Source organism: Desulfosporosinus nitroreducens, assembly GCF_023897015.1.
Classification (GTDB): Bacteria; Bacillota; Desulfitobacteriia; order Desulfitobacteriales; family Desulfitobacteriaceae; genus Desulfosporosinus; species Desulfosporosinus nitroreducens.
In genome coordinates this window covers 35,157-55,232 of sequence record NZ_JAMHFY010000002.1, presented here as the reverse complement: position 1 = coordinate 55,232, position 20,076 = coordinate 35,157, and the positions used below count along the sequence as shown (strand labels likewise).

Below are 20,076 nucleotides of genomic sequence, written 5' to 3'. Positions count from 1 at the left end.
TTACTTTCTGGAAGATTCCTTCTCGCCTCTGCGGACATCACCAGGATTGGCGATTTTCAATTTCGTCCCAATCGGGCCGAGTATAACGTGCGGTCAAGAACTCTAAGAAATCATAGGCTGATTGCTTTGCTTCTTCAGGAAGTTTACTAACCAGCTTATATAAATCCTCATTACTAATAGCCATGAAAAGACCTCCTCTAATGTATGCGTAGTTTTTTTTCGTAAGTTAACAGTATCAATGTTAACTCATTCTCATAGTGCATATCTTTGTAATTAAGAGACTTCACATCATTAGAGAGTACGGAAAACCCCGACGACCTTACCTAAGATTGAAACATCCTGAGAGTAGATCGGTTCCATTGATGGATTTTCAGGCTGAAGTCGAATAAGCGTTCTTTCTTTAAAGAACCGTTTAACCGTCGCCTCATCTCCAATGAGGGCGACAACAATTTCGCCATTTCGGGCATCACTTTGTTGACGAACGATAATGTAATCTCCATCTAATATTCCTGCTCCTATCATGCTTTCTCCCTGCACGCGAAGCATGAAAATGTTGTCATGGCGTACAAAATCAGCAGAAAGGGGAAAGGTTCCTTCGATGTTTTCAACAGCCAAAATAGGCTGGCCGGCAGTTACATGGCCGACAATTGGGACCTGGACAACTTTCTTCATTTCTAGAGCTTCACTGGAACTGTCTAAAATTTCGATCGCTCTTGGTTTTGTGGGATCGCGTCGGATGTAGCCTTTGTCCTCCAAGGTCTGAAGGTGGCCATGCACAGTAGAACTTGATAACAACCCAACAGCTTCGCCGATTTCCCTAACGGCAGGCGGATATCCCTTTTTACGTATTTCCTCTTTAATAAATTCCAAAATATTCGTTTGTCGTTGAGATAAATCCGGGTACATAAAAAAAACACCCCCATCTTTTCAGGAATATTGTACCATTCATTCTAACAAAGTGCAAACAAATGTTCGTTATGTTTAAAAATTTTAAAAGAGAGCAGGTATAAAATCTATGAGAATTCCTTTGAAAATTGTAAGTGGATTGGCACAGATAAGTCTTTTAGTTGTTTTAGCAATAATCATTTGGCTGGTACTTCATCGTCCACCCAACATTCCTCCAGACGTATATCAATATTTAAATACCATATCTCCTTCGCAAGTGAAACAATGCGTACAAGAAAATCAGAAATCCCCGCATATCGCTTATGAGGATCTTTTAGCAATACATTCGACAATCCCTAAAAATGAGGCTCAAATGCTTATTGACCAACTTCAGGATAATATCACTATGTCAGACCTGAATTGGGGTATGATCTCCGCCGATACAATAAAAGCAATTCGCAGACATCGTGAAATTCTAAGGGAATATTCATATTATCATCCTAATAAATATACTTTTCCGGTCGCAGGAACCACTTGGTATGAAGATAGTTATGGGGCAGATCGAGAGGGTGGGGCACGCAGGCATGAAGGAACCGATCTCTTTGGAAAAGAAGGGACGTATATCATCAGTAGTTGTGGGGGGAAAATCGAACAATTAGGGTGGAATCGGCTAGGCGGTGAACGTGTCGGTGTACGTGGAGATGATGGGAATTATTATTATTACGCTCATCTGCAGTATATTTCTCCAACACTCGTGAAGGGGGAACGAATCGAGGCGGGGGAGTTCATAGGAGGGATGGGACATACCGGAGATGCTTTAACAACACCTGACCACCTTCATTTCGGTATAGAACTGCCGAATGGAGAATGGACTAATCCCTATCCTTTTTTGGCAGTGTGGCATATGTGGGAGAGAGGGGAGAAGTCTTAGTTGTCTCATTTCATAACAATACTCTAGTGTGAAACTTGCCTCGATGCTTTAAATTAGTTATAATAGCGTTGTTTGTATAAAAGTCTAAAAAACATAGAGAACAATGGAATTTAGAAAATAGAAAACATGTCTTTTCAAAAGAGGGGTTAATTTTTTGAAACATCCGGAATATCGTATTTCAAAATCAAAGTCTAAAAGAAAGTCCAGAAAAGTGATAAAAATGACCTTGCTTATCACTGTCATTGTGATGTCGATTATTGGATTTCGTTATTTAAGTCCTGCTGGTGCCAATTCCCTCGCTAATTCTCTAATAACATCAATAATCGATGAGACCCAACCTTCTGATTCAATTAAGGCTGGTTCATCATCTGCTGAACTATCAACAGATGATGAAAGCTACGTTCTTATTGATCCACATACCAATAAGATTTTAAGATCCCATAATGCTGATGTACAACGCGCCCCAGCAAGTACATTAAAACTTATTACTGGTCTTGTTGCAGTCAAGAACTTAAAAGGGACGGATATCGTGAAAGTCGGTACAGAAGTGAATGTTGAAGGTTCACGACTTGGGCTGAGACCGGGTGATCAAATATCAGTTCATGATCTTTTAACTGCCTTATATGTCAACAGTTCAAATGATGCGGCAGCAGCTTTAGCAGTCAAAGCAGGTGGTTCAATTCCAGCTTTTGCTCAGCAAATGAACGAATATGCAGCTAGTCTGGGATGTCAAAACACACACTTTACCAACCCTCATGGATTGCCGGATCCCAACCAATATACTAGCGCCAATGACCTTAGCAAAATCTCAAGAGAATTTGTTAATAATGATACACTCAAAGAATACGTTAAACAAACAAATGCCCATGTTCAATGGAAAGACGCACAAGGGGTATCTCGTGAGTCTTATGTGCAGAATACTAATCGTCTTCTAGAGATATATCCGGGAGACCAGGGTCTGAAAACAGGGACAACGACTGCAGCTGGACAATGTCTTGTTTCTTATGTCTCAAGACCCGACGGGGATTTGTTACTTGTCCTGTTAGGGAGCAAGGAGCGTTATAGAGATACTATCAAATTACTTGATGAAGCTTGGGCTGAACAGCGCTCAAAAGCTGCCCTGCAAGGTCTGGCAGATGACCCAAGATCGCTTATCTTGAGTCCGGGAATATTTTAGTATTATTACTATCATTAATAATGGATTAATTGGAGGTTTGGAAATTGAATAGCCTAGGAGAGCCCTGTTTATTGGAAGATCGTGTTTGCACTGAATGCGGGGAGTGCGATCTTTGTGATCTTGATCCAACGAAACAATGTGATAATTGTTGCCAGTGTATTAATGTTCCTGAGGGAGATTACGCAGAGATAGAGATAGATGATGTTTTATTAAACACCGAAGCTCCAGAAACTGCTAAGCGCCATAATAAGCATAGTAAATATAAAGTGAAATCAAGTTTACTTCCTTTGTAGGCATACTTTTTAGTAGCGTCATTAAATAGTGAGTACAATTTATAGGATTATGGCTTTTCAACGGAAAAACTCTTTTCATCAGGCCATACTCCTTGAGGGATATATAAGCAACCGAAGCCAGATTTCATTTGGGGAAAACTGGCTTCGGTTGCTTATATATGTATTAAAGATAAATTGAATTACGAAAACAATTAAAATAAAAATACCACAATCGATTAAATCATTTTGTGATATCAAAAAAAAATATTTATAAAGTAAGGAAATTCTGTAACCTTTTGACTAACTCAAACCCTCTATATAAATAGGGTCGTAATCTCTTTTTTCACATGGAAACTGAATATAGCTCAATATCCATTCCTAATATTGGGAAATGAGGTGCACAGCCCCTTAGAGCTAGTCTATTATTCTCAAAAAACAGGAGGCGAATATTATGTTTAACAGAAGTAGTTTTAATAAGTATAGGGATGAATTGATATTTATTGGATTATCCTTACTTTTGATCTTTGGTCTAAGTTTATTGCCTAAATGACCTCTATTCAGCTATGATTCCAGATTGCCCTTTGGATATGAATAACCGAAGTAGTTTGATGGGTTAGGAACTAACTAATAAGAAGGAGAGGTATATAGTAGAATTTCTAAGTCTATACGTAAAGGAGAGAAGTTTTATGGGTTTATTTAAGAGGGTTAGTGACAACATCAGAGCAAATCTTAACTCGCTGCTGGATAAGGCAGAGGACCCGGAAAAGATGCTGGACCAATACCTGCGTGATATGGAGGAGGATATCGCAGATGCTGAGGGCGCTGTGGCGAGACAGTTGGCTGTAGCCTGTAAGTCGCAGTACAATGATTTGTTATTTGTTGATGGTAACGGTTGTGGATATAACTACGGGTATGGATCACTGGGAAGGAATTTATGATCCGCTTTATAACTTTCTCGAGTAGGGATAGTTGACTAAGCTTAAATATTTTTCTATATAGAATCATCTTAATTAATTAAAACGCAATTTTTTACAATAGAAATCATTAAATTATATTTATAATAAGAGGATAATCTTTTCTTTGCAAAAGGTTATCCTCTTCAATTTTATGCATGGGTTGAAAAGGGCGGTTTTATTGCATATAAAAGGGAGGTTGCTTAAATGAAAACAGTAATTATTGTTGATAATGAATTGCCACTTGGCCTTATTGCCAATACATCAGCAGCTTTAGGGCTTAGCTTAGGAAGTAATATTGCGGGATTAATTGGGCCCCCAGTAAAAGACAACAATGAGAATATTCATTTAGGGATAACAAATATTAATATGCCTATCCTATCTGCTACAAGGGAGCAAATAAAGAAAATATACAATAATCTTAAGGCAGAAAGCAACAGTGAGCTAATAGTAATTGATTTTTCAACCCTTGCTCAACAAAGCAAAAGCTATGATGATTACGTTAATAAAATGGAAAACGAAGACGCGGACGGCTTATCCTATCTAGGTATTTGTATTTATGGAGCAAAGGGAGCGGTTAATAAAGTTACAGGAAATATTTCTACGCTAAAATAAATTAATATGAGGTAAATGGGGGAGTAGTTCCCTGGTTTTATTTGAGGGTCCAATTCAACAGTGGTCTTCATTACACATATATGAATTTTCTTCGTATATTGCTAGGGTAAGGTTGACTGTGAATATAGCGTTATACTTGAATATGGTAATGGGGGTCGGACATGACCAAAGTGGTGGAAACAAATAACCATACATATTAGGGTTAATAAGCCGTAAAAGCGACCTAGAAGGTCGCTTTCGTTATTGTAGGGCATTTGAAGTAAGTAGTTATCTACAATAACTTTAGGACAAACATAATTGACATTCTAGACATCGTTCTTAATGCCTCTCTTAGCATCTGATTAACGCATTATATGATATGTCAAACTCATAAATTGTTGTTCTTGTGAAGATACTAAGTCTTTAGAAGATTACCTTGAACAACAATAATGCTAAGTGAGTGCAGGAGGAAATTAGGTGTTAAGAATTATAAAGAAAACTTTCTTATTTCCTATAGGTCTTGTGTTACTACGGGTTTGGACTCTGTCCCATTGTCCTTTTCGGTTTGGGTATTCTTATGAAGACAAAAGTATTCTTGGTCCAATACCAAGTTCAACAGAGACTATTTTAGATGATGGCTCATGTGTTATATCTGCCAAGGTTCAGCCTGGAGACATTCTTTTAGTTCGGGGCAACACTTGGATTGACAAGATAATCCGAATAATTACTGGAAGCCCGTATACTCATGTTGCAGGTGTAGTAAATCTTGATGAAGCGGTTGATATTCTCCCGTTTAAGAGAACCGGATTCCAGAAACTGAGGTCGTACACTGGACATGCAGATATATTTACCTGTAAGGATTTAACGGATGAACAACGAAGAAAAATTGTTGAGCATATTGTTAATAAAATAGGAACGAAGTATGATTATAAACTTGTACTCTGGGAAGCTTCCAGATATTTGCTTCATTGGAAATGGGCTTATAAGGCGGGTAACAACATTCTTTGTTCAACGCTCTGGGCTGAAGCCTATCGTAAGGCCGGAGTGAACCTGTGTCCAGACATTCTCTTTCCTTCACCCGGAGATCTAGGAAACGCAACCATATTGCAAAAGGTAGAAAGCTATTAGAGCTAAGCAAGAAAAATAGCCAGTGTAGGTAAAGTTAACTACACTGGTTTTGATTTTTTAAGAAGATGCTCTAAAAACACTTTTAGTCATTTATTGAGCGCTCTCATGAGGTCAAAGATATCTAGGGTTATTCCGAGGTGATGTAAATAACTTTTCTACGATACCCTAATTTAACGTAGCGGAAAAGAAAACCTCGTTATAGCAAAAACTCTTGAATTAGTTTATGAATTGAGGTTTTATAATGGTTCGTTTCAAAGAGTTCCAAGTAGCCTTTCTCATCTCTCTGATGTAGCCATTATCAAAGAAATTATGAAGTTACTTTAATCAGGCGAGTTCATTTTTTTCTTCTCTAAATGCTTATTATAAGTTTTACTACTTTAGACGCGCCTCTGATGGGATAGCATAAAAGGTCCTAAAAGGGATATCCTAATATGGAAAATGCGGAGAAAAGAGGAAGATCTGATGAAAGTAGTGGTGACAGGGGCAGCTGGTAAAATCGGGAGATGGTCTGTAAGGGTAATCTTAGGTGCTGGTCATGAGGTTATAGCTTCAGATAGAATATTGACAGAGGAATCTGCATCTAAAAACTTTATTCAAGCTGAATTGCGTGATTATGGTCAGGTATGCCAGCTTTTGATGGGAAGTAATGCAGTAGTACATCTTGCAAATATCCCTACGGATGTTAGGAATACATCACAGGCTATATTTGAAAATAATATGCTGGTTAATTTTAATATCCTTGAAGCTTGTAAAGACCTTAAAATTCCTAAGCTTGTATGGGCATCAAGTGAAACTGTTTTAGGATATCCTTTTGTACCGGAACAACTTAATTACCTTCCGTTAGACGAAGAGCATCCGAATGTAGTAAAGTCGTCATACGCTATGGCAAAGCTATTAACTGAATACCTCTCAGGAATGTATTATAATCTTACTAACACACAGATAGTTGCACTTCGTTTTGCAAATATATATGAGCCTGATGAATATATAAAAATTCCTGTAATGCACTGGAATGATCAGCAAAAGGATGTTGAAAAGAAAAATGCATGGGCTTACTGCGATGTTCGTGATGCTGCAAAAGCTTGTCTTCTTGCTGTAGAGACTAGTAATTTGGGAAATCAAGTCTTTCATATCACTGCTCCAGATACGATTATGCCAGATCTTAGCCAGGATCTAGTAAATAGGTTTTTCCCAAATGTATTGTTAAAGAGAGTTATACAAGGCTATGAAACCTTAATGGCGATAGATAAGGCTCGTAAGATTCTTGGTTATGAACCACAGTATACATGGCGCAATGTGCTAAATACAGATGGTACATTAAAAGCATTGCCCAAGGATCAGCTTGCTTTGACAAATATATAACTAATATAGAATCCTAACCCATACTGAGTCATAAGTAAGGGTTTATTTAATATTAAGCCAATTAACATGATAAAAGACTAAGGACATCCAGTTCGGATCAAGCACTTTAGCATCTACCACAGTCAAACCATCGATTCAACCGGTATTTTTTCCGATTTCAAAAGTTTATCAAATTGGGGTTTATATAGCTTTTGTCAGACATCTTTTTGGAGAGGTGCTTCATAAGCCGTTTGAGGTGAAGCACGCGGAAAGCGACTTGAGACATCTCAGCTATCATCACAGCCAAATGGTTCGATAGCTATAAAAAATTTTTGTGGTTCCCTTCCTTTAGGGAGCCATTTTTTTATGCTTCAACGAGTTATACTGTAGTCAAGGTCAACTGTTGGGACACAATGCCAATTGGATGAAAGGCGAGATTTTGGCACTTGCCGAGGAAATGGGAGTATCCGGCATTGGCGAGGTTTCTTAACAAAACAGACGATGTACCTGGACAGTACGACAGGATAGAGGGAATGGGGGATGTTGATCAAACTATCAGCATATCACAGCAACCGATATAAAAAATAGTTCGCAATGTTGTTTATAAATACCAGCGGCCCATTATCTATAGATAAGACGAAACAAAGAATATCAAGATAATATTAGATGGGAGGGATAAGAATGAGGATTTGTCGCCAGTGTCAATGTGAAATGCTTGAGGGTTTTGATATCAAAGTTGAAGGAGCGGCGTACGGTATTAAAATCGCTAAAGGTACTGGTATCTTTGCAAATAGGATAGAAAAACCCAAAGTTGCAATCTGTCCTAAGTGTGGTGAAATCTCTTTGTATGTGGAAAACATAGATGAAATTTCTGAAAACAAATAGTAACTTAAAGGGATGTAATTTAAGTTACTTATAAACTAAACAAGCAAGAATGAAAAATACGGTCAGAATAAAATTGATTCAATTATTATATTGGGTCCTATAATAGATATTATGTAAAGTAGCGTGTAAATTACCAATGGGAGTACTCATTAAAATAGCCCAATCTATTGATAGTTAACCAGATCAACTGATTGGGCTATTTTTGTCGAGAGTTCCTGTTCTTCGGATTATTGTAGACTGTAACACAGTCAGGTATGTTTATTACAAAGCCAGAAATCAGGTTGCACGTTTTTCTGTAATTCGTTTGCTAATTCCCTGATGTTAAACCGCTGAAGACTTTCATTTACAAAACGTCCTCTAGAATACACTGTAATGCTTTGTGGAGTCTAGTTCAGTATAAACCCATCTAATACATGAAATCCACACTTATAGGGTTAGTATATACGCATGGCCACATTGTACTTACCAAACTCATCTAAACATTAACATAATAACTAATTTAACCGATTATGTTTAAACTTGTTCACAAGATGATTTTACCGTATTACTGAGAGTTAGTTCTATTGTCGTTTTAACTATGCGCTAAATGCCTATTTAGTGTATAGTTGATGAATATAGTTTTCTATAATTAGTATTCGAATAAGTTCACACACGACTGTTTTACTTGAGTCATTTGAACAATGTTTCATTTTGTTTCCCTTCTTTAAATTAAGTGTCTATTTTACACTTGCTTCTTTTGCATTTGCTTTGCTAATTTAGCAAATAGATTTATACACGGTTTATATTCTTTACCCTTCCCCCACTCTTGCCAAAAATACATACTATGTCGACTTATTTTCATCTTCCCAATCCTCTATCGCATCCGTCTTATTGACTGTCACTTTTGCTATCTGCTATGTCCTTGTTGTAAGCTTCTGGTACCCACTAATTCAGAGAGGAACCCTTAAACAAATAGACAAAAGCTGACCTAGTCAAGACCAGATCAGCTTTTGTAAATCTATCACCTTATACTTTTTGCAGCGTTACCCACGTATCGTAGAATGATGCACTTCCTCCAATAGGTTCACTTAATGGTGTACCGCGCAGATTGTCATCCAGGCGGAAGATTGGATTGACGTGAATCCCTGTAGCTCGTCTTGAATCACCTTTGATGACCACGCCGTCGACTACCACATCACTTGATCCAAAAGCCCAGTGCCCATACCCCGTAGAAACAGCAACGACTCCCGGGCGAATTCCTTCCATTGTTTTGACTTTTCCTTCAACAAATCGTTGTTGACCATTGCCTAAATCTTGTACCCCTTCCGGGTTGCTCTGTGATTTAACTCGTACCATGTCTCCGTTTTTAAGGCCAAGTCTCTGAGCATCTTGGCGACTGATCTGAACATAGTTTTCAGGTTGTAAACTGAGTTCAGACCAATAGTTGCTAATGGTTCTGGATTGAGTGACAAAGACCTCTTTATGCGTGATGAGCTTAAGGTCTCCCTCCACTTCAATCTTTTTACCCATGGAATCTTGAATTTCCTGATAGATCCCATAGCCTGAGAAATAGTTTCCGTTCATCGAATGACGGCTGGTCGCTACTTCTTCGATATAGAAACGTTTTATACCGCCTAAAATATAGCGTTGTTGTGACCCTACATAGGCCTTATCGATACTTTCAAAACGTCCACCCCGGTTTAAGACGGTAACAACCTTTCGCCAGTCTTCTGGTTTTACAGCTTTTTGCCAAGCTTGTTCATTAAATACGGCAGGAGACAGATGTCTGCGGCTTTCCGTAAACAAATTGAGTTCTTGGTCATTAGCCTCAGGAACTACATCACCTTCTTTATCCCCGTAAGCTACATTGGCCATCAGTTTAAGATAAAAATCTTCAGGACGTTTCAGGGGTACTCCAGAGCCAAAAGCATTGGAACCGAAGCCGGAAAGATTCAGTTTCTTAGAAATTGCCATCATTAACGTTTCTAAGGACATGGGCAACTGTTCCCCGTCAAATTCTACAGTCTCAGTTAAAGCCGGAATAACGGGTTGGCGTACCGCCGTCGACTTGACGCGAACATGGTGTGGACCTTGACCGACAGACCAGCGCTCCAGATAGGTTATATCCGGGAAAATATAGTCAGCATACATACTGGTTTCTCCAATTACAATGTCGCAGGCAATCAGAAGCGGAACTTTTTGGGGATCGAGCAAAGTCCTTAACTGGTGCGTACCACCGGGAACGGAATACATAGGCGTATGACTGGAAAGGAGAACGGCTTTAATGGGATAGGGGTAACCATCCGCGATGGAAGGCCAGGTTTCCTGAGCTACATTTCCACTGAAAGGATACCAAGGTCTCTTAGCCGGATAGCCGGAAAAGAGGGTGGACTCTTCATACTGCCAAGTCTCCTTGGTAATCGGCACACCAAAAGCGCTTAATTTGCCAGGATGTAATTTGCCCATGTCATAGGGCTTATTTGGTTTAGAACCGATATAATCCCATCCGCCCGCCGGTTTAACAAGGCCGCCCTTCCAATCCGGGTTGCCAATAAGATAATTTAAGGCAATCAGGGCTTGGGCGTTATACCAGCCATTGGTATGCTTGACTGATCCGCGATAAAATTCAACCGCTGCTTTTTTGCCATGGGAGGTAAACTCCCGGGCCACATCGATGATATCTTGAACCTTGAGTCCCGTTATTTCCGCATACTGATCTAAGGTTTGTTTAAAGGCCTCTTCTCTCACGAGTTGTAACGAGGTTTTGAGCTGGATCTCCTTAAACACGGTATCAACAAGAATATCCCCTTCAACAGGCTTTTCTGTATCATTAGGATCGACCGCAACAAAATTCCCACTGCGGTACACAACGAACTGCTCCTTATTCCCAAGCCCCACTTCATCCGCACGCAGGTATTTACCTGGTCGACCATCCTTCACCTTGACCAGATAACTGGCATCACTCCAAGAAGGTTCACCGTCTGCTTTTGCGGCAGCAGAGTTCGCGTTTTCTAAATACTTTTGATCATAGCGACTATTCTCTAAAATCCAACGAATCATCGCCAGGCCTAAGGCTGCATCAGTTCCAGGTTTCAAAGGCAACCATTTCCAAGCTTTGCTGGCAACCTTGGTCAAGCGCGGATCGGCTACCGCGAGTTTCAAGCGGCCGCTGGCCAAACCTTCCGTAATCGGTTCACTTTCCTGTACAGGGCCGTAGTTCGCTTCAAAAACTATCGTACCGAGCACCAGCGTAAACTCGATGTTAGCCCAGTCCGGACGAGGTGCTTTGACCCCACCGGTCCACTTTCCTTCCTTGTAATCCATTGTCGAGCGAACCCAGGCTTTATTACTGGTCTGTCCACAAAGTGAGGTTTTTTCAATCCAGTTCACACTACCCAGAGCATTATTAACAAAACGTTTCGTAAATTCGATACGGCCATTATGAATACGGCCCACTTGGAAGAGAAACTGATTATTCTTAGGCCCTAAATCAGGATGGTTCGGATCAATGAGCACATCTAAGTGATCTTTGTACTTCTCCTGGAATTGTGCCACTGTAATTTTCTTTTTCCGTAGGTCGGCAATGTCGGCAGCCATATCTTTAGCTAATTTGGCATCCCGTAAAACTGCAATATCCTTGAGTCCGGGAACCTGACGATCTTCCCCAATCTCATTAAACAATTGCCCGCCATTAACGATTTCATCGACGGCCTGTTCAAAAGGAATCACGTTCCATTTTCCTGATCCCCGGGCACCTGCTCGCTTAAGCACTTTGCGCAAGCGATACGGATCGTAGACGTGCTGAATCCCAGCTTGTCCTTTAGGGCAAAGTTTTCCATCCACTCTAACGGCATCTTCCAGAGGCAAGTTATAGGGGAGGTTCGGAACCATGTTGGCTGGGCTATAGGGATTTCCGTCAATCTTAGACAACACCCCATCATATACTTTCGTTTTGATCGAACAGGCAACTGTACACTGCAAACAGCACGTATAAAGAACATTTTCAGGTTTTGCTAATTCATAAGCGTCACCGTTTGTCTCGGTTGCAGCATTGGCTTTACCGATCTTGCCGAAAATTCCCGCTTGAGTCGCTAAAAGTCCCGTTCCTCCAAGAAATGCGGTACTCTTCAAAAAATCACGCCGTGTGAGTTGTCCCTTTGGTGTCGATTCCATAATTTTCAGTCCTCCTTCCAGAAGTTTTGGGATCATTGTTGCTAACAATTGGGAGCAATTCCCAGGCAATGCTAAACAGTAATACCACAAAGGCAATGATTCCGAGTGTGCTTAGTATTTCAATGGAACTCGGGAAGTAATCATAAACAAGGCGAGAATCCACATAGGCATTTTCTAAACCAGGAATTTGGGGTGAAACGTAGGCCGGGAGGACGAGATTGATGCGCACAGCAATAATTCCAATCACGGTAGACAGACCGGCCAATCCCTTCATAACCTCTGAACCATTTATACGAGATAAACGAATCAAGAGGATCGGCAAGATAGCAGCCATACCGATTTGACCGAGCCAGAAAATGAGTCCGTATTGTCCGGTGACCACAGCTTTCAGAGAATGCATATCTTCCGGAATCCCGCTATATAGTCCAACAAGGAATTCCGCTAAAACCAAAATAAGGTCGACCCCAATGAAGAGAATGAGTAGGTTCGTCAAGGACGCAAGAACGTTGGGTTTATCCGAGTCTTTCTTGCCAAAGAAGGCATAGAGAAACGTCACAAGAGCAGATCCGGAAACCAAAGCCGAGACGATAAAAATGATCGGTACGATACTATTGTTCCAAAAGGGCTTCGCAATCTGTACTGCGAAAATCGAACCTGTACCCCCATGAACACCTATGGCCATAGGAATTCCTATCATTCCTAAGATTCTCACCCAACGCTCGGCAGTATGGATTTGTTGGGTTCGTCCTTCTGACGTTGGCGAGGTTCTATATCCTAAGGAAAGGACTTTCCCAAGGATTCTGCGAATCCCTATTTGATTCAGAGACATGGCTGAGAGATCATCCCGCATTACCAACCACAGTTCACCTAGAACAAGTAAGATATAAAGCAGGTAAAAGTGAATTTCCCATTCTAAGACAGAACTCATATTACGATAAACCAAAGTATGCCAAAACCTCTCCGGGTGACCCAGATCGATAAGAACAAACATAAGTCCGGCGACCAGAGAAATTAGAGCGCTTAAGAGGGAGATACGCCCGACCTTTTCCAAGGCATGCATCTTAAACACATAAATCATCGTCGATAACAGAAACGAACCGGCAGACAATCCAATAAAGAAAATATAGAAGACGACCCATAATCCCCAACTAAAATAGCTCGTTAAATTCGTGACATTCATTCCGTCCATGAAACGGACACCTAAAGCCCAGAAACCTACTCCTGTCAATAGGAGCAGCAAACTATAGTAAAAACGCTTCAGCATGTTAACCCTCCTTCTTTATTGGGGACATTCCTCCGAGCGACATATAATTGTTCTTAATAAGGAGGTGTGTCCCCTTTCCTCTAAAGCAAGTAATAAACGTTTGGCTCTGTACCAAGCTCTTCCTTAAGCCGCAGCACACGTGAACTTCCGATCAGTTCGGACACCAAACTTTCCGGGTTACTTTTATCTCCGAAATACGTAGCACGCCCGATACAGGTGGTAACACACATTGGAAGCATTCCTGCATTTAAACGATGTAAGCAAAAGTGGCACTTTCTAGTGTTATTAATGGGAGATTCGTTTTTTGTTCGTGCTCTTTTTTCCCCGTACTCAAAAGCTGGTTCCAATTCATATTTTTGGAGCTCAGGAGTTCCCTCGGTATAGTAATCTCCCCAGTCAAAGGTTCTAGCTCCATAAGGACAAGCTGAAATACAGTAACGACAACCAATACATTTATCGTAATCAATACTGACAATTCCATCCTCCCGTTTGTAGGTAGCTCCTACAGGGCAAACCTTGGTACATGGAGAATTAGTACAGTGCATACAGGGACGCGGCAAAAAGCGGCGAGCAACATTGGGAAATGTTCCGTACTCTTCCTCTATTACCGGTCGATAAATGACTCCCGGGGGCAATTTGTTTTCCGCCTTGCACCCTACGGTACATGATGAGCAACCGACACACTTGCGCTGATCAATAACCATAGCCCACTGTCTTTGGTCAACTGGCTTTTGCATTGCTGTATAAAGTTCCCGTTGCATCCGTAAAACCATCTGATCCTGAGGGATTTGCTTGGAAAGCGACTGAGGCAGTTGCTCCTGCGGTGCACCAGAAGGTTCTGCTTGAACTTTGGTTGCTGATACGACAGCAACTCCCGCTGCTAGCCCAAATGTCGCTTTAGCGAGATCGGAAATAATTTGACGCCGTGATACTTTCTGGGTTCCTTCCTCCTTGGTAATTTCGGACATGCCGTGTCCCTCCTATATTTCTGCTAATTATGACAATCATATTTTAATTATATTCTTCACAAACTTTTGACGCATGAAGAGTTCTCTTCAAATTTTAAGGCTTGATATAGGGGATTTCCCCTATATCAAGCCTTGTTCCATGGCATAACGCACCAGCTTCGATCGGCTGGTTATTTCTAATTTATCTTTAATTCTGGTCTTGTGATTTTCAACTGTTTTAACACTAATGATCAGTTTTTCCGCAATTTCTTGATTTGAATATCCCAAAGCAACATGCTGCAAAATTTCTTTTTCCCTTGGAGTTAGATCAACAGATCCTCGGCTTTTCCCTTGTCCTTCGGGCTTCATAGCCCGAGTTATAAGATAGCGTTGAAAGCTGGTATCAACATACACTTCTCCTCGATTAACAGCTTTAATGGCTGTTATAAGTTCTACATCTGCCACGCGTTTCAGCACAAAACCGTTCCCTCCAGCAGACAGCACCTTCTCTAAAAATACAGAATCCTCATGCATTGTGAGCGCAAGGACACGCTGCTCGGGCTTAAGCGCTTTGATCTTCTTAATAGCTTCGATCCCATTTAGTCCTGGTAAACTAAGATCCATGATTACTACATCCATTGAAATCCGATCTATTAAATCAATCGCCTCTTCGCCGGTGGATGCTTCAGCGATCACCTCAATGTCTCCCTTGTCCTCCAGCACCAAACGTAATCCTTTCCTCATGACCTGATGATCATCAACGAGCATTACCGTTATTTTCTCCATACATTCGCACTCCCCGGAACTTTAACGTAAATCGTCGTTCCTTGACCTGGAGAGGACTCAATCTGTGACGTTCCGCCAAAAGCCATTACCCTCTCCTGAATCCCAAATAGACCAAATTTCCGGTTTTCCACTCTATTTGCCATCACTTCCGGCACATTAAAACCAATTCCATTATCCTCTATCGTAAGATTAATATCTCCCAAATGAGAATTTAACATTAGCACAATACTTACTTGACTAGCTTTGGCGTGACGGGCTACATTCGTGAGAACCTCCTGAACAATCCGGTAAAGAGAGCTAGCCACCTCCTTAGAGAGCCCGTTGGGAATGTCGGCTATTGTGATGTCCACTTCAATTCCAAACCGATTTTCGTATTCTTGAGCATATCGTTTGATTGCCTGACCAAGTTCTCCTTCTTCAAGAACACAGGGTCGAAGTTCAGTCACAAGTCGGCGTATCCCACTAAATGTCTCATCCAGGAACTTCCTAACCTCTGTTAATCGATTTTTAACCTCTTCAAGATTGTGTGCTTCTTCCGCATATTTTAAACCGAGACGAAGAGAAGCTAACGACTGGCTCGTCTCATCGTGCAGTTCCCGCGCCAAGTGAATTCGTTCCTCTTCTTGTAAACCCATAACCTTCTGTGCCAAACCTCGGCGCATGATGCTGAGCTCTTTGATCTTGTGATCTGAAATTTCCATAGTTTCAATCATCCCATTAAAAGCTTGAGTTAGCTGCCCGCCTTCGTCCTGAATGCCCGACTCGGGCAAGCGATAGCTCAAATCACCCTCTGCAATGATTTTGGTGGCTTCCATCATTCTCCGATAGGGCTTTGCCAGAATATGCGAGAGCAGGTAAGCAAAATAGATACCCACCAGTAATACAGAAAACGTCACAATAATTATGCCCGTTAATAGATTGGATCTGGCTTTAGTTATTCCCTTCACGGACATTCCAATGCGAACGGTTCCTAACTTTCCACCGGATATGGGTAGAGCGATATCGCGAATTAACCCTTCTTCAGTGTCGATCACACTGACATGATCCATTTCACTAGCTCCGACTTGGTTGGCTTTTAACAACCCACTCGGTAAAGCATTCCCAAATGTATTCACTAGCACCTTATCTTCGGGGTCGACAATAAAAATATAGCGAATGTTTTCATTGCTGTTTCGAGCATCACGCACCAAGGCATAAAGTTTAAATAAATCCCAGCGATAAATATATTCCGGGCTGCGATCAGCAATATACTTGCCTGTTGAAATCCCCTGAATGTCCAACTGCTGATTCAAGAAAGGATTGATACTGCGTTCGGTTTGGAATATGGCAGCCGCTGCTAAAATCAGGAGCAGGCTTATGACAAGCCCCATAATTTTAGATCTCAATGTAACGCCTAACAAACGGCTTAACGCTTTTTGCAGGACTAAGCTCATAGCCTCACTCCTTAATCAGCTCAAGCAGGTGCCTTACTGAACCATAAAAGTTATCTTCCAACAAATCAAACCGCTCATATCCAGCCATTTTCAAGGCATCCTGCCCTGAAGAATCCTGATCCATATTAATTAGAGCAGCCTGAACGGCTAAATAAGTTTGTTCATCCAGTCTGGGGCTCGCCACAACAGGATTATTGGCATATTCAGGTGAATTATCAATAATTCGGATCGTATTAGTCAACTGTGGTGAACTTGCTAAAGCAGAGGTCAACGTATAATTATCCACTGCTGCTGCGTCTACCAGACGATCGCGAACCGCCGCGATGGAATTGCTGTGACCATAGGTGTAGATATAACTTTTGAAATAATTCAGACCACCGCGTTCTTTCACTTGACTCATGGCATATAAGGCTCCTGATGTGGACTGAGGATCGACAAAAGCAAAGCTGCGGCCTTGTAGTTGTGACCAATTCCGTATATCTGTATTAGCATTTGCGATGATCACCGATTGATAATACGGTGATCCATTCGTAATCGGTACAGCTATCAGACGCTCGCCGAATTTCTCATGACCAATTACATAAGATGATGAGCAGACAAAAGCAATATCTACGTTTCCTTCTTCGATCAAGTCATCGACTTCTTTATAGGTTTTCTTCTGAATCAATTCAACGGGTCGGTTTAATTTCTCGGACAGGTAAGTGGTAAGAGTCTGGTACTTGGCTATACTCTGCGTGGGGGATAAACCAACAGCCAAAGCCACACGGAGAGTATCTTTGGACCCTTGTTCCGGAGACGACACTGGCTCTAAATTAGAAAGCGTCACATATTTAACTGGCTCAGTTTTACTACAGCCGATTAATGATAAAGCAATACCGATAATAGTGAATAGAGTTAAGATCCATCGAATTGTACTGCTCATCTAATTCACCTCAACGATAATAATATATTTATAACAACTTTTTCGCGAGTCATTTTTATGGTCACAATGTTGTTTTATTATAATTGAGTTATGGTATACTATCAAATGTCAGTTTTTGGACTACGTCCAGAGGTTCATCTGAACATATTATCCTAACCTTTTTTTAAATCCTTGGTACTTTCAACATTCTCTAAATCAGTAGTCGCTGATCTAAACTCCTTAATTCCCCGACCTAAGGACTTACCTAAATCCGGTAATTTTCCGGGTCCAAAGATAATGACCGCAACAACTAGCAATACCACGGCAGTCGTTGGTGTGAGAATTCCAAACGTTGTTAACATACTAATCGCTTCCTTTCATATTGAACGTAAGAAGATACTTGTATCAAACGCTCCTTCTCTAGGCCTTCCCTAATGGGCAAACCGGATATCTGCACTCTGAACATTGGAGACAAAGTCCACCGTGTGCTAGTTCAAGCAAATCTTGCTTCTCTAATCTCTCACCAGCTAAAATTCGGGGGAGAATAATATCAAAGGCTGAAGCTTTGCTGTACATCACACATCCAGGAAGACCCATGATAGGAATCTCGCCATCGTAATGCCAGCATTGGAGATGGTATGATCATTATTGTCTTAAACTTCAAGTTTGTAAATAAGAGAAAACCCCTATCATACAGGGAAACCCCTCATAACTAACTATGTTGTGAGTTAATAAAAGGGAGTCAGCTATAACCCCATAACCTGGCGTTAGCCGATTCCCATTCTTGTCACATATAGCCGTTTTCCATAGCAAATTTAATTAAACTGGCTAATCTTTTTGAACCTGTCTTATCTTTAATCTTTAGCTTATGCTTTTCCACCGTTTTGACACTAATGTTCAGCATTTCAGAAATTTCCTTGTCAGTATACCCCCTGGCGACTAATTTCAAGACTTCCACTTCACGCTCAGACAAATTGGCTCCTGAACTCTCTGTATTTTTCTTCTTGGCTAGTTGTCCTGCCATGTTGAGCCGTAAAAGTTCTCCTGCTAAAAAAGGGTCGACGGCAATTTCTCCGTTTTGTACTCTTCTAATCGCTTTAAATAGTTCTTCTTCCCCGGTGGTTTTTAAGACATATCCGTTGACTCCGAGAGCCAGCGCTTTATTTAAAAAGGGTGTCTCGTCATGCTTGGTCAAGAGAATAATCTTTACTTTCGGGAATTGCTTTCTTATCAGAGGAATGACCTTCAGACCATTAACGTTTGGCATACTAATATCGAGCAGGAGGACATCCGGTTCGTTTTTTTCAAGACCTATCATGACCTCCTCCCCGTAACCGGCCTCCCGATTACCTCAAAGCTCTGCTGGCTCTTGAACAAGGACACTAGCCCTTTGCGAAATATTTCGTGATCATCTGCAATAACCATTCTTATTTTCATGAGGCACCTCAACTTCCACAAGATAAAGGAACCGTAAGATAGATGGTCGTGCCTAGTCCGGCTTCTGACTCGATCACCAAATTCCCTCCATGAGTTCAGCTCTTTCCATCATTCCATAAAGCCCCAAAGTGGTGTGCTTACCGGATGATCTTTTTTCAAGGTCAAGCACGTTCGCCGCATCAAAACCTTTACCGTTATCCTCAATGATGACCATAAGCCGTTCAGGAGCCTTCGTGAGGATGATTTCAACTTGATCTGCTTTAGCATGTTTCACAATATTGGTCAAGGCTTCTTGAATGATCCGATAGACTACAATACTCGTTTCCCCATCTAAAACATCGTCATCGGCAAGTTCACAAGTACAGCTGACGTTAATATGATAGTTTTTAGTAAAGGTATCGACATAATTTTGAATCGCTAAGGTTAGACCTACTTTATCAATGGCGCTTGGTCGAAGCTCCCAGGCCAAGCGTTTTAAATCAGTACTCGCCTGCATGACAATCTTTTGCAATTCCTTACTTAATTGTTTACTCTTAGCAACTTCCTCTTCTTCGTACATTCGGTCTAGCCCTAGATTGATAGCTGCTAAACATTGATTCGTTTCATCATGAAGTTCTCTCGATACCCTAGCCCGTTCTTCCTCTTGGGCATGGATAATTTTCTGTAATAATGTCTTACTGGCCTTCTGAGCAGCTTCCATCTTTTGGGATGTCTCCAGAATGTTACCGGCCATCTCATTAAAACTCCCCAATAAGGTAACAATTTCACGGTTTGCCCAGCGATTAATTTTGAGTGTAGCATCGTATTTCCCTTGACCGATAGTTTCTGCGAAATTGACTAATTGTACAATTGGCTTTTTTCTTGAGTTCAACTGTCATCACACAGTCCTCCTCTCTACCACCGAGTTTTCCTCCATATATGCTAATTCCTGATCTCATTTTTCATATAAAATTGAGGATAAGCAAAGGCATCTGCGCGTTTACAACTCAT

At 41.0% G+C, this 20,076-nt stretch carries 19 protein-coding genes and 2 pseudogenes; 8 read left to right on the top strand and 13 right to left on the bottom strand.

The features are described from left to right. Positions 1–37: 37 nt before the first annotated feature. Both M8E35_RS02485 and lexA read right to left on the bottom strand, forming a co-directional pair. Positions 38–184, bottom strand: coding sequence for a DUF2281 domain-containing protein (locus tag M8E35_RS02485; RefSeq protein WP_252467161.1), 147 nt, complete (start codon positions 182–184; stop codon positions 38–40). Between the two features lie 107 nt (positions 185–291). Next, on the bottom strand, positions 292–906 hold the full coding sequence (lexA, locus tag M8E35_RS02480) for a transcriptional repressor LexA (protein WP_252467160.1): 615 nt from the start codon (positions 904–906) through the stop codon (positions 292–294). 109 nt (positions 907–1,015) lie between these two features. Between lexA and M8E35_RS02475 the strand changes: the two genes are divergently transcribed. The 8 genes and pseudogenes from M8E35_RS02475 to M8E35_RS02440 all read left to right on the top strand — a co-directional run bounded on the left by M8E35_RS02475 (position 1,016) and on the right by M8E35_RS02440 (position 8,166). Then, complete coding sequence (locus M8E35_RS02475) at positions 1,016–1,816, top strand: M23 family metallopeptidase (protein ID WP_252467159.1); 801 nt, start codon at positions 1,016–1,018, stop codon at positions 1,814–1,816. A 154-nt stretch (positions 1,817–1,970) separates the two neighbouring features. Beyond that, entirely contained in the window at positions 1,971–2,993 is a 1,023-nt protein-coding gene (locus M8E35_RS02470; RefSeq protein ID WP_252467158.1) for a D-alanyl-D-alanine carboxypeptidase family protein, read from the top strand. 44 nt (positions 2,994–3,037) lie between these two features. After that, complete coding sequence (locus tag M8E35_RS02465; RefSeq protein WP_252467157.1) at positions 3,038–3,286, top strand: hypothetical protein; 249 nt, start codon at positions 3,038–3,040, stop codon at positions 3,284–3,286. Positions 3,287–3,951: 665 nt separating this feature from the next. Further along, positions 3,952–4,119 (top strand): annotated as a pseudogene (locus tag M8E35_RS02460) (PspA/IM30 family protein); the annotation flags it as partial. 306 nt (positions 4,120–4,425) lie between these two features. Beyond that, positions 4,426–4,833, top strand: a complete 408-nt coding sequence (locus M8E35_RS02455; RefSeq protein ID WP_252467156.1) for a DUF2000 domain-containing protein — start codon at positions 4,426–4,428, stop codon at positions 4,831–4,833. A 456-nt stretch (positions 4,834–5,289) separates the two neighbouring features. Beyond that, positions 5,290–5,940: a C40 family peptidase gene (locus M8E35_RS02450; protein ID WP_252467154.1), complete on the top strand. Its 651-nt coding sequence runs from the start codon at positions 5,290–5,292 to the stop codon at positions 5,938–5,940. Positions 5,941–6,402: 462 nt separating this feature from the next. Then, complete coding sequence (locus M8E35_RS02445; protein WP_252467152.1) at positions 6,403–7,302, top strand: NAD-dependent epimerase/dehydratase family protein; 900 nt, start codon at positions 6,403–6,405, stop codon at positions 7,300–7,302. 660 nt (positions 7,303–7,962) lie between these two features. After that, the gene (locus tag M8E35_RS02440) at positions 7,963–8,166 is read left to right on the top strand and encodes a nucleic acid-binding protein (RefSeq protein WP_252467151.1); all 204 of its coding nucleotides are present in this window, start codon (positions 7,963–7,965) and stop codon (positions 8,164–8,166) included. A gap of 1,005 nt (positions 8,167–9,171) precedes the next feature. On the opposite strand, the gene M8E35_RS02435 is transcribed toward M8E35_RS02440, so the two are convergent. From M8E35_RS02435 to M8E35_RS02390, 11 genes and pseudogenes are all read right to left on the bottom strand, one after another. After that, a complete protein-coding gene (locus M8E35_RS02435; RefSeq protein WP_252467150.1) occupies positions 9,172–12,318 on the bottom strand; it encodes a molybdopterin dinucleotide binding domain-containing protein in 3,147 nt (1,048 codons plus the stop codon). After that, the gene (gene nrfD, locus M8E35_RS02430; protein WP_252467149.1) at positions 12,281–13,582 is read right to left on the bottom strand and encodes an NrfD/PsrC family molybdoenzyme membrane anchor subunit; all 1,302 of its coding nucleotides are present in this window, start codon (positions 13,580–13,582) and stop codon (positions 12,281–12,283) included. Before nrfD ends, M8E35_RS02435 begins: the two co-directional genes overlap by 38 nt. A gap of 80 nt (positions 13,583–13,662) precedes the next feature. Beyond that, positions 13,663–14,550 (bottom strand): 4Fe-4S dicluster domain-containing protein, encoded by an 888-nt coding sequence (locus M8E35_RS02425; protein WP_034596890.1) that lies wholly within the window; start codon positions 14,548–14,550, stop codon positions 13,663–13,665. 120 nt (positions 14,551–14,670) lie between these two features. Further along, complete coding sequence (locus tag M8E35_RS02420) at positions 14,671–15,315, bottom strand: response regulator transcription factor (RefSeq protein ID WP_252467148.1); 645 nt, start codon at positions 15,313–15,315, stop codon at positions 14,671–14,673. Then, positions 15,303–16,748: an ATP-binding protein gene (locus tag M8E35_RS02415; protein WP_252467147.1), complete on the bottom strand. Its 1,446-nt coding sequence runs from the start codon at positions 16,746–16,748 to the stop codon at positions 15,303–15,305. The genes M8E35_RS02420 and M8E35_RS02415 overlap by 13 nt, the downstream gene beginning before the upstream one ends. Before the next feature lie 4 nt (positions 16,749–16,752). Further along, positions 16,753–17,670, bottom strand: a complete 918-nt coding sequence (locus M8E35_RS02410; RefSeq protein ID WP_252467146.1) for a substrate-binding domain-containing protein — start codon at positions 17,668–17,670, stop codon at positions 16,753–16,755. Between the two features lie 152 nt (positions 17,671–17,822). Then, complete coding sequence (tatA, locus tag M8E35_RS02405; protein WP_034596884.1) at positions 17,823–18,011, bottom strand: twin-arginine translocase TatA/TatE family subunit; 189 nt, start codon at positions 18,009–18,011, stop codon at positions 17,823–17,825. A gap of 58 nt (positions 18,012–18,069) precedes the next feature. Further along, positions 18,070–18,246, bottom strand: a complete 177-nt coding sequence (locus tag M8E35_RS02400) for a hypothetical protein (RefSeq protein ID WP_252467145.1) — start codon at positions 18,244–18,246, stop codon at positions 18,070–18,072. Between the two features lie 190 nt (positions 18,247–18,436). Next, positions 18,437–18,673 carry a helix-turn-helix transcriptional regulator gene (locus M8E35_RS26390; RefSeq protein ID WP_289710659.1) on the bottom strand — a complete coding sequence of 79 codons (237 nt, stop codon included), beginning with the start codon at positions 18,671–18,673 and terminating at the stop codon, positions 18,437–18,439. 75 nt (positions 18,674–18,748) lie between these two features. After that, positions 18,749–18,979 (bottom strand): annotated as a pseudogene (locus tag M8E35_RS26385) (response regulator); the annotation flags it as partial. Between the two features lie 180 nt (positions 18,980–19,159). Continuing rightward, entirely contained in the window at positions 19,160–19,957 is a 798-nt protein-coding gene (locus tag M8E35_RS02390; RefSeq protein WP_252467143.1) for a HAMP domain-containing sensor histidine kinase, read from the bottom strand. Between the last annotated feature and the right edge of the window lie 119 nt (positions 19,958–20,076).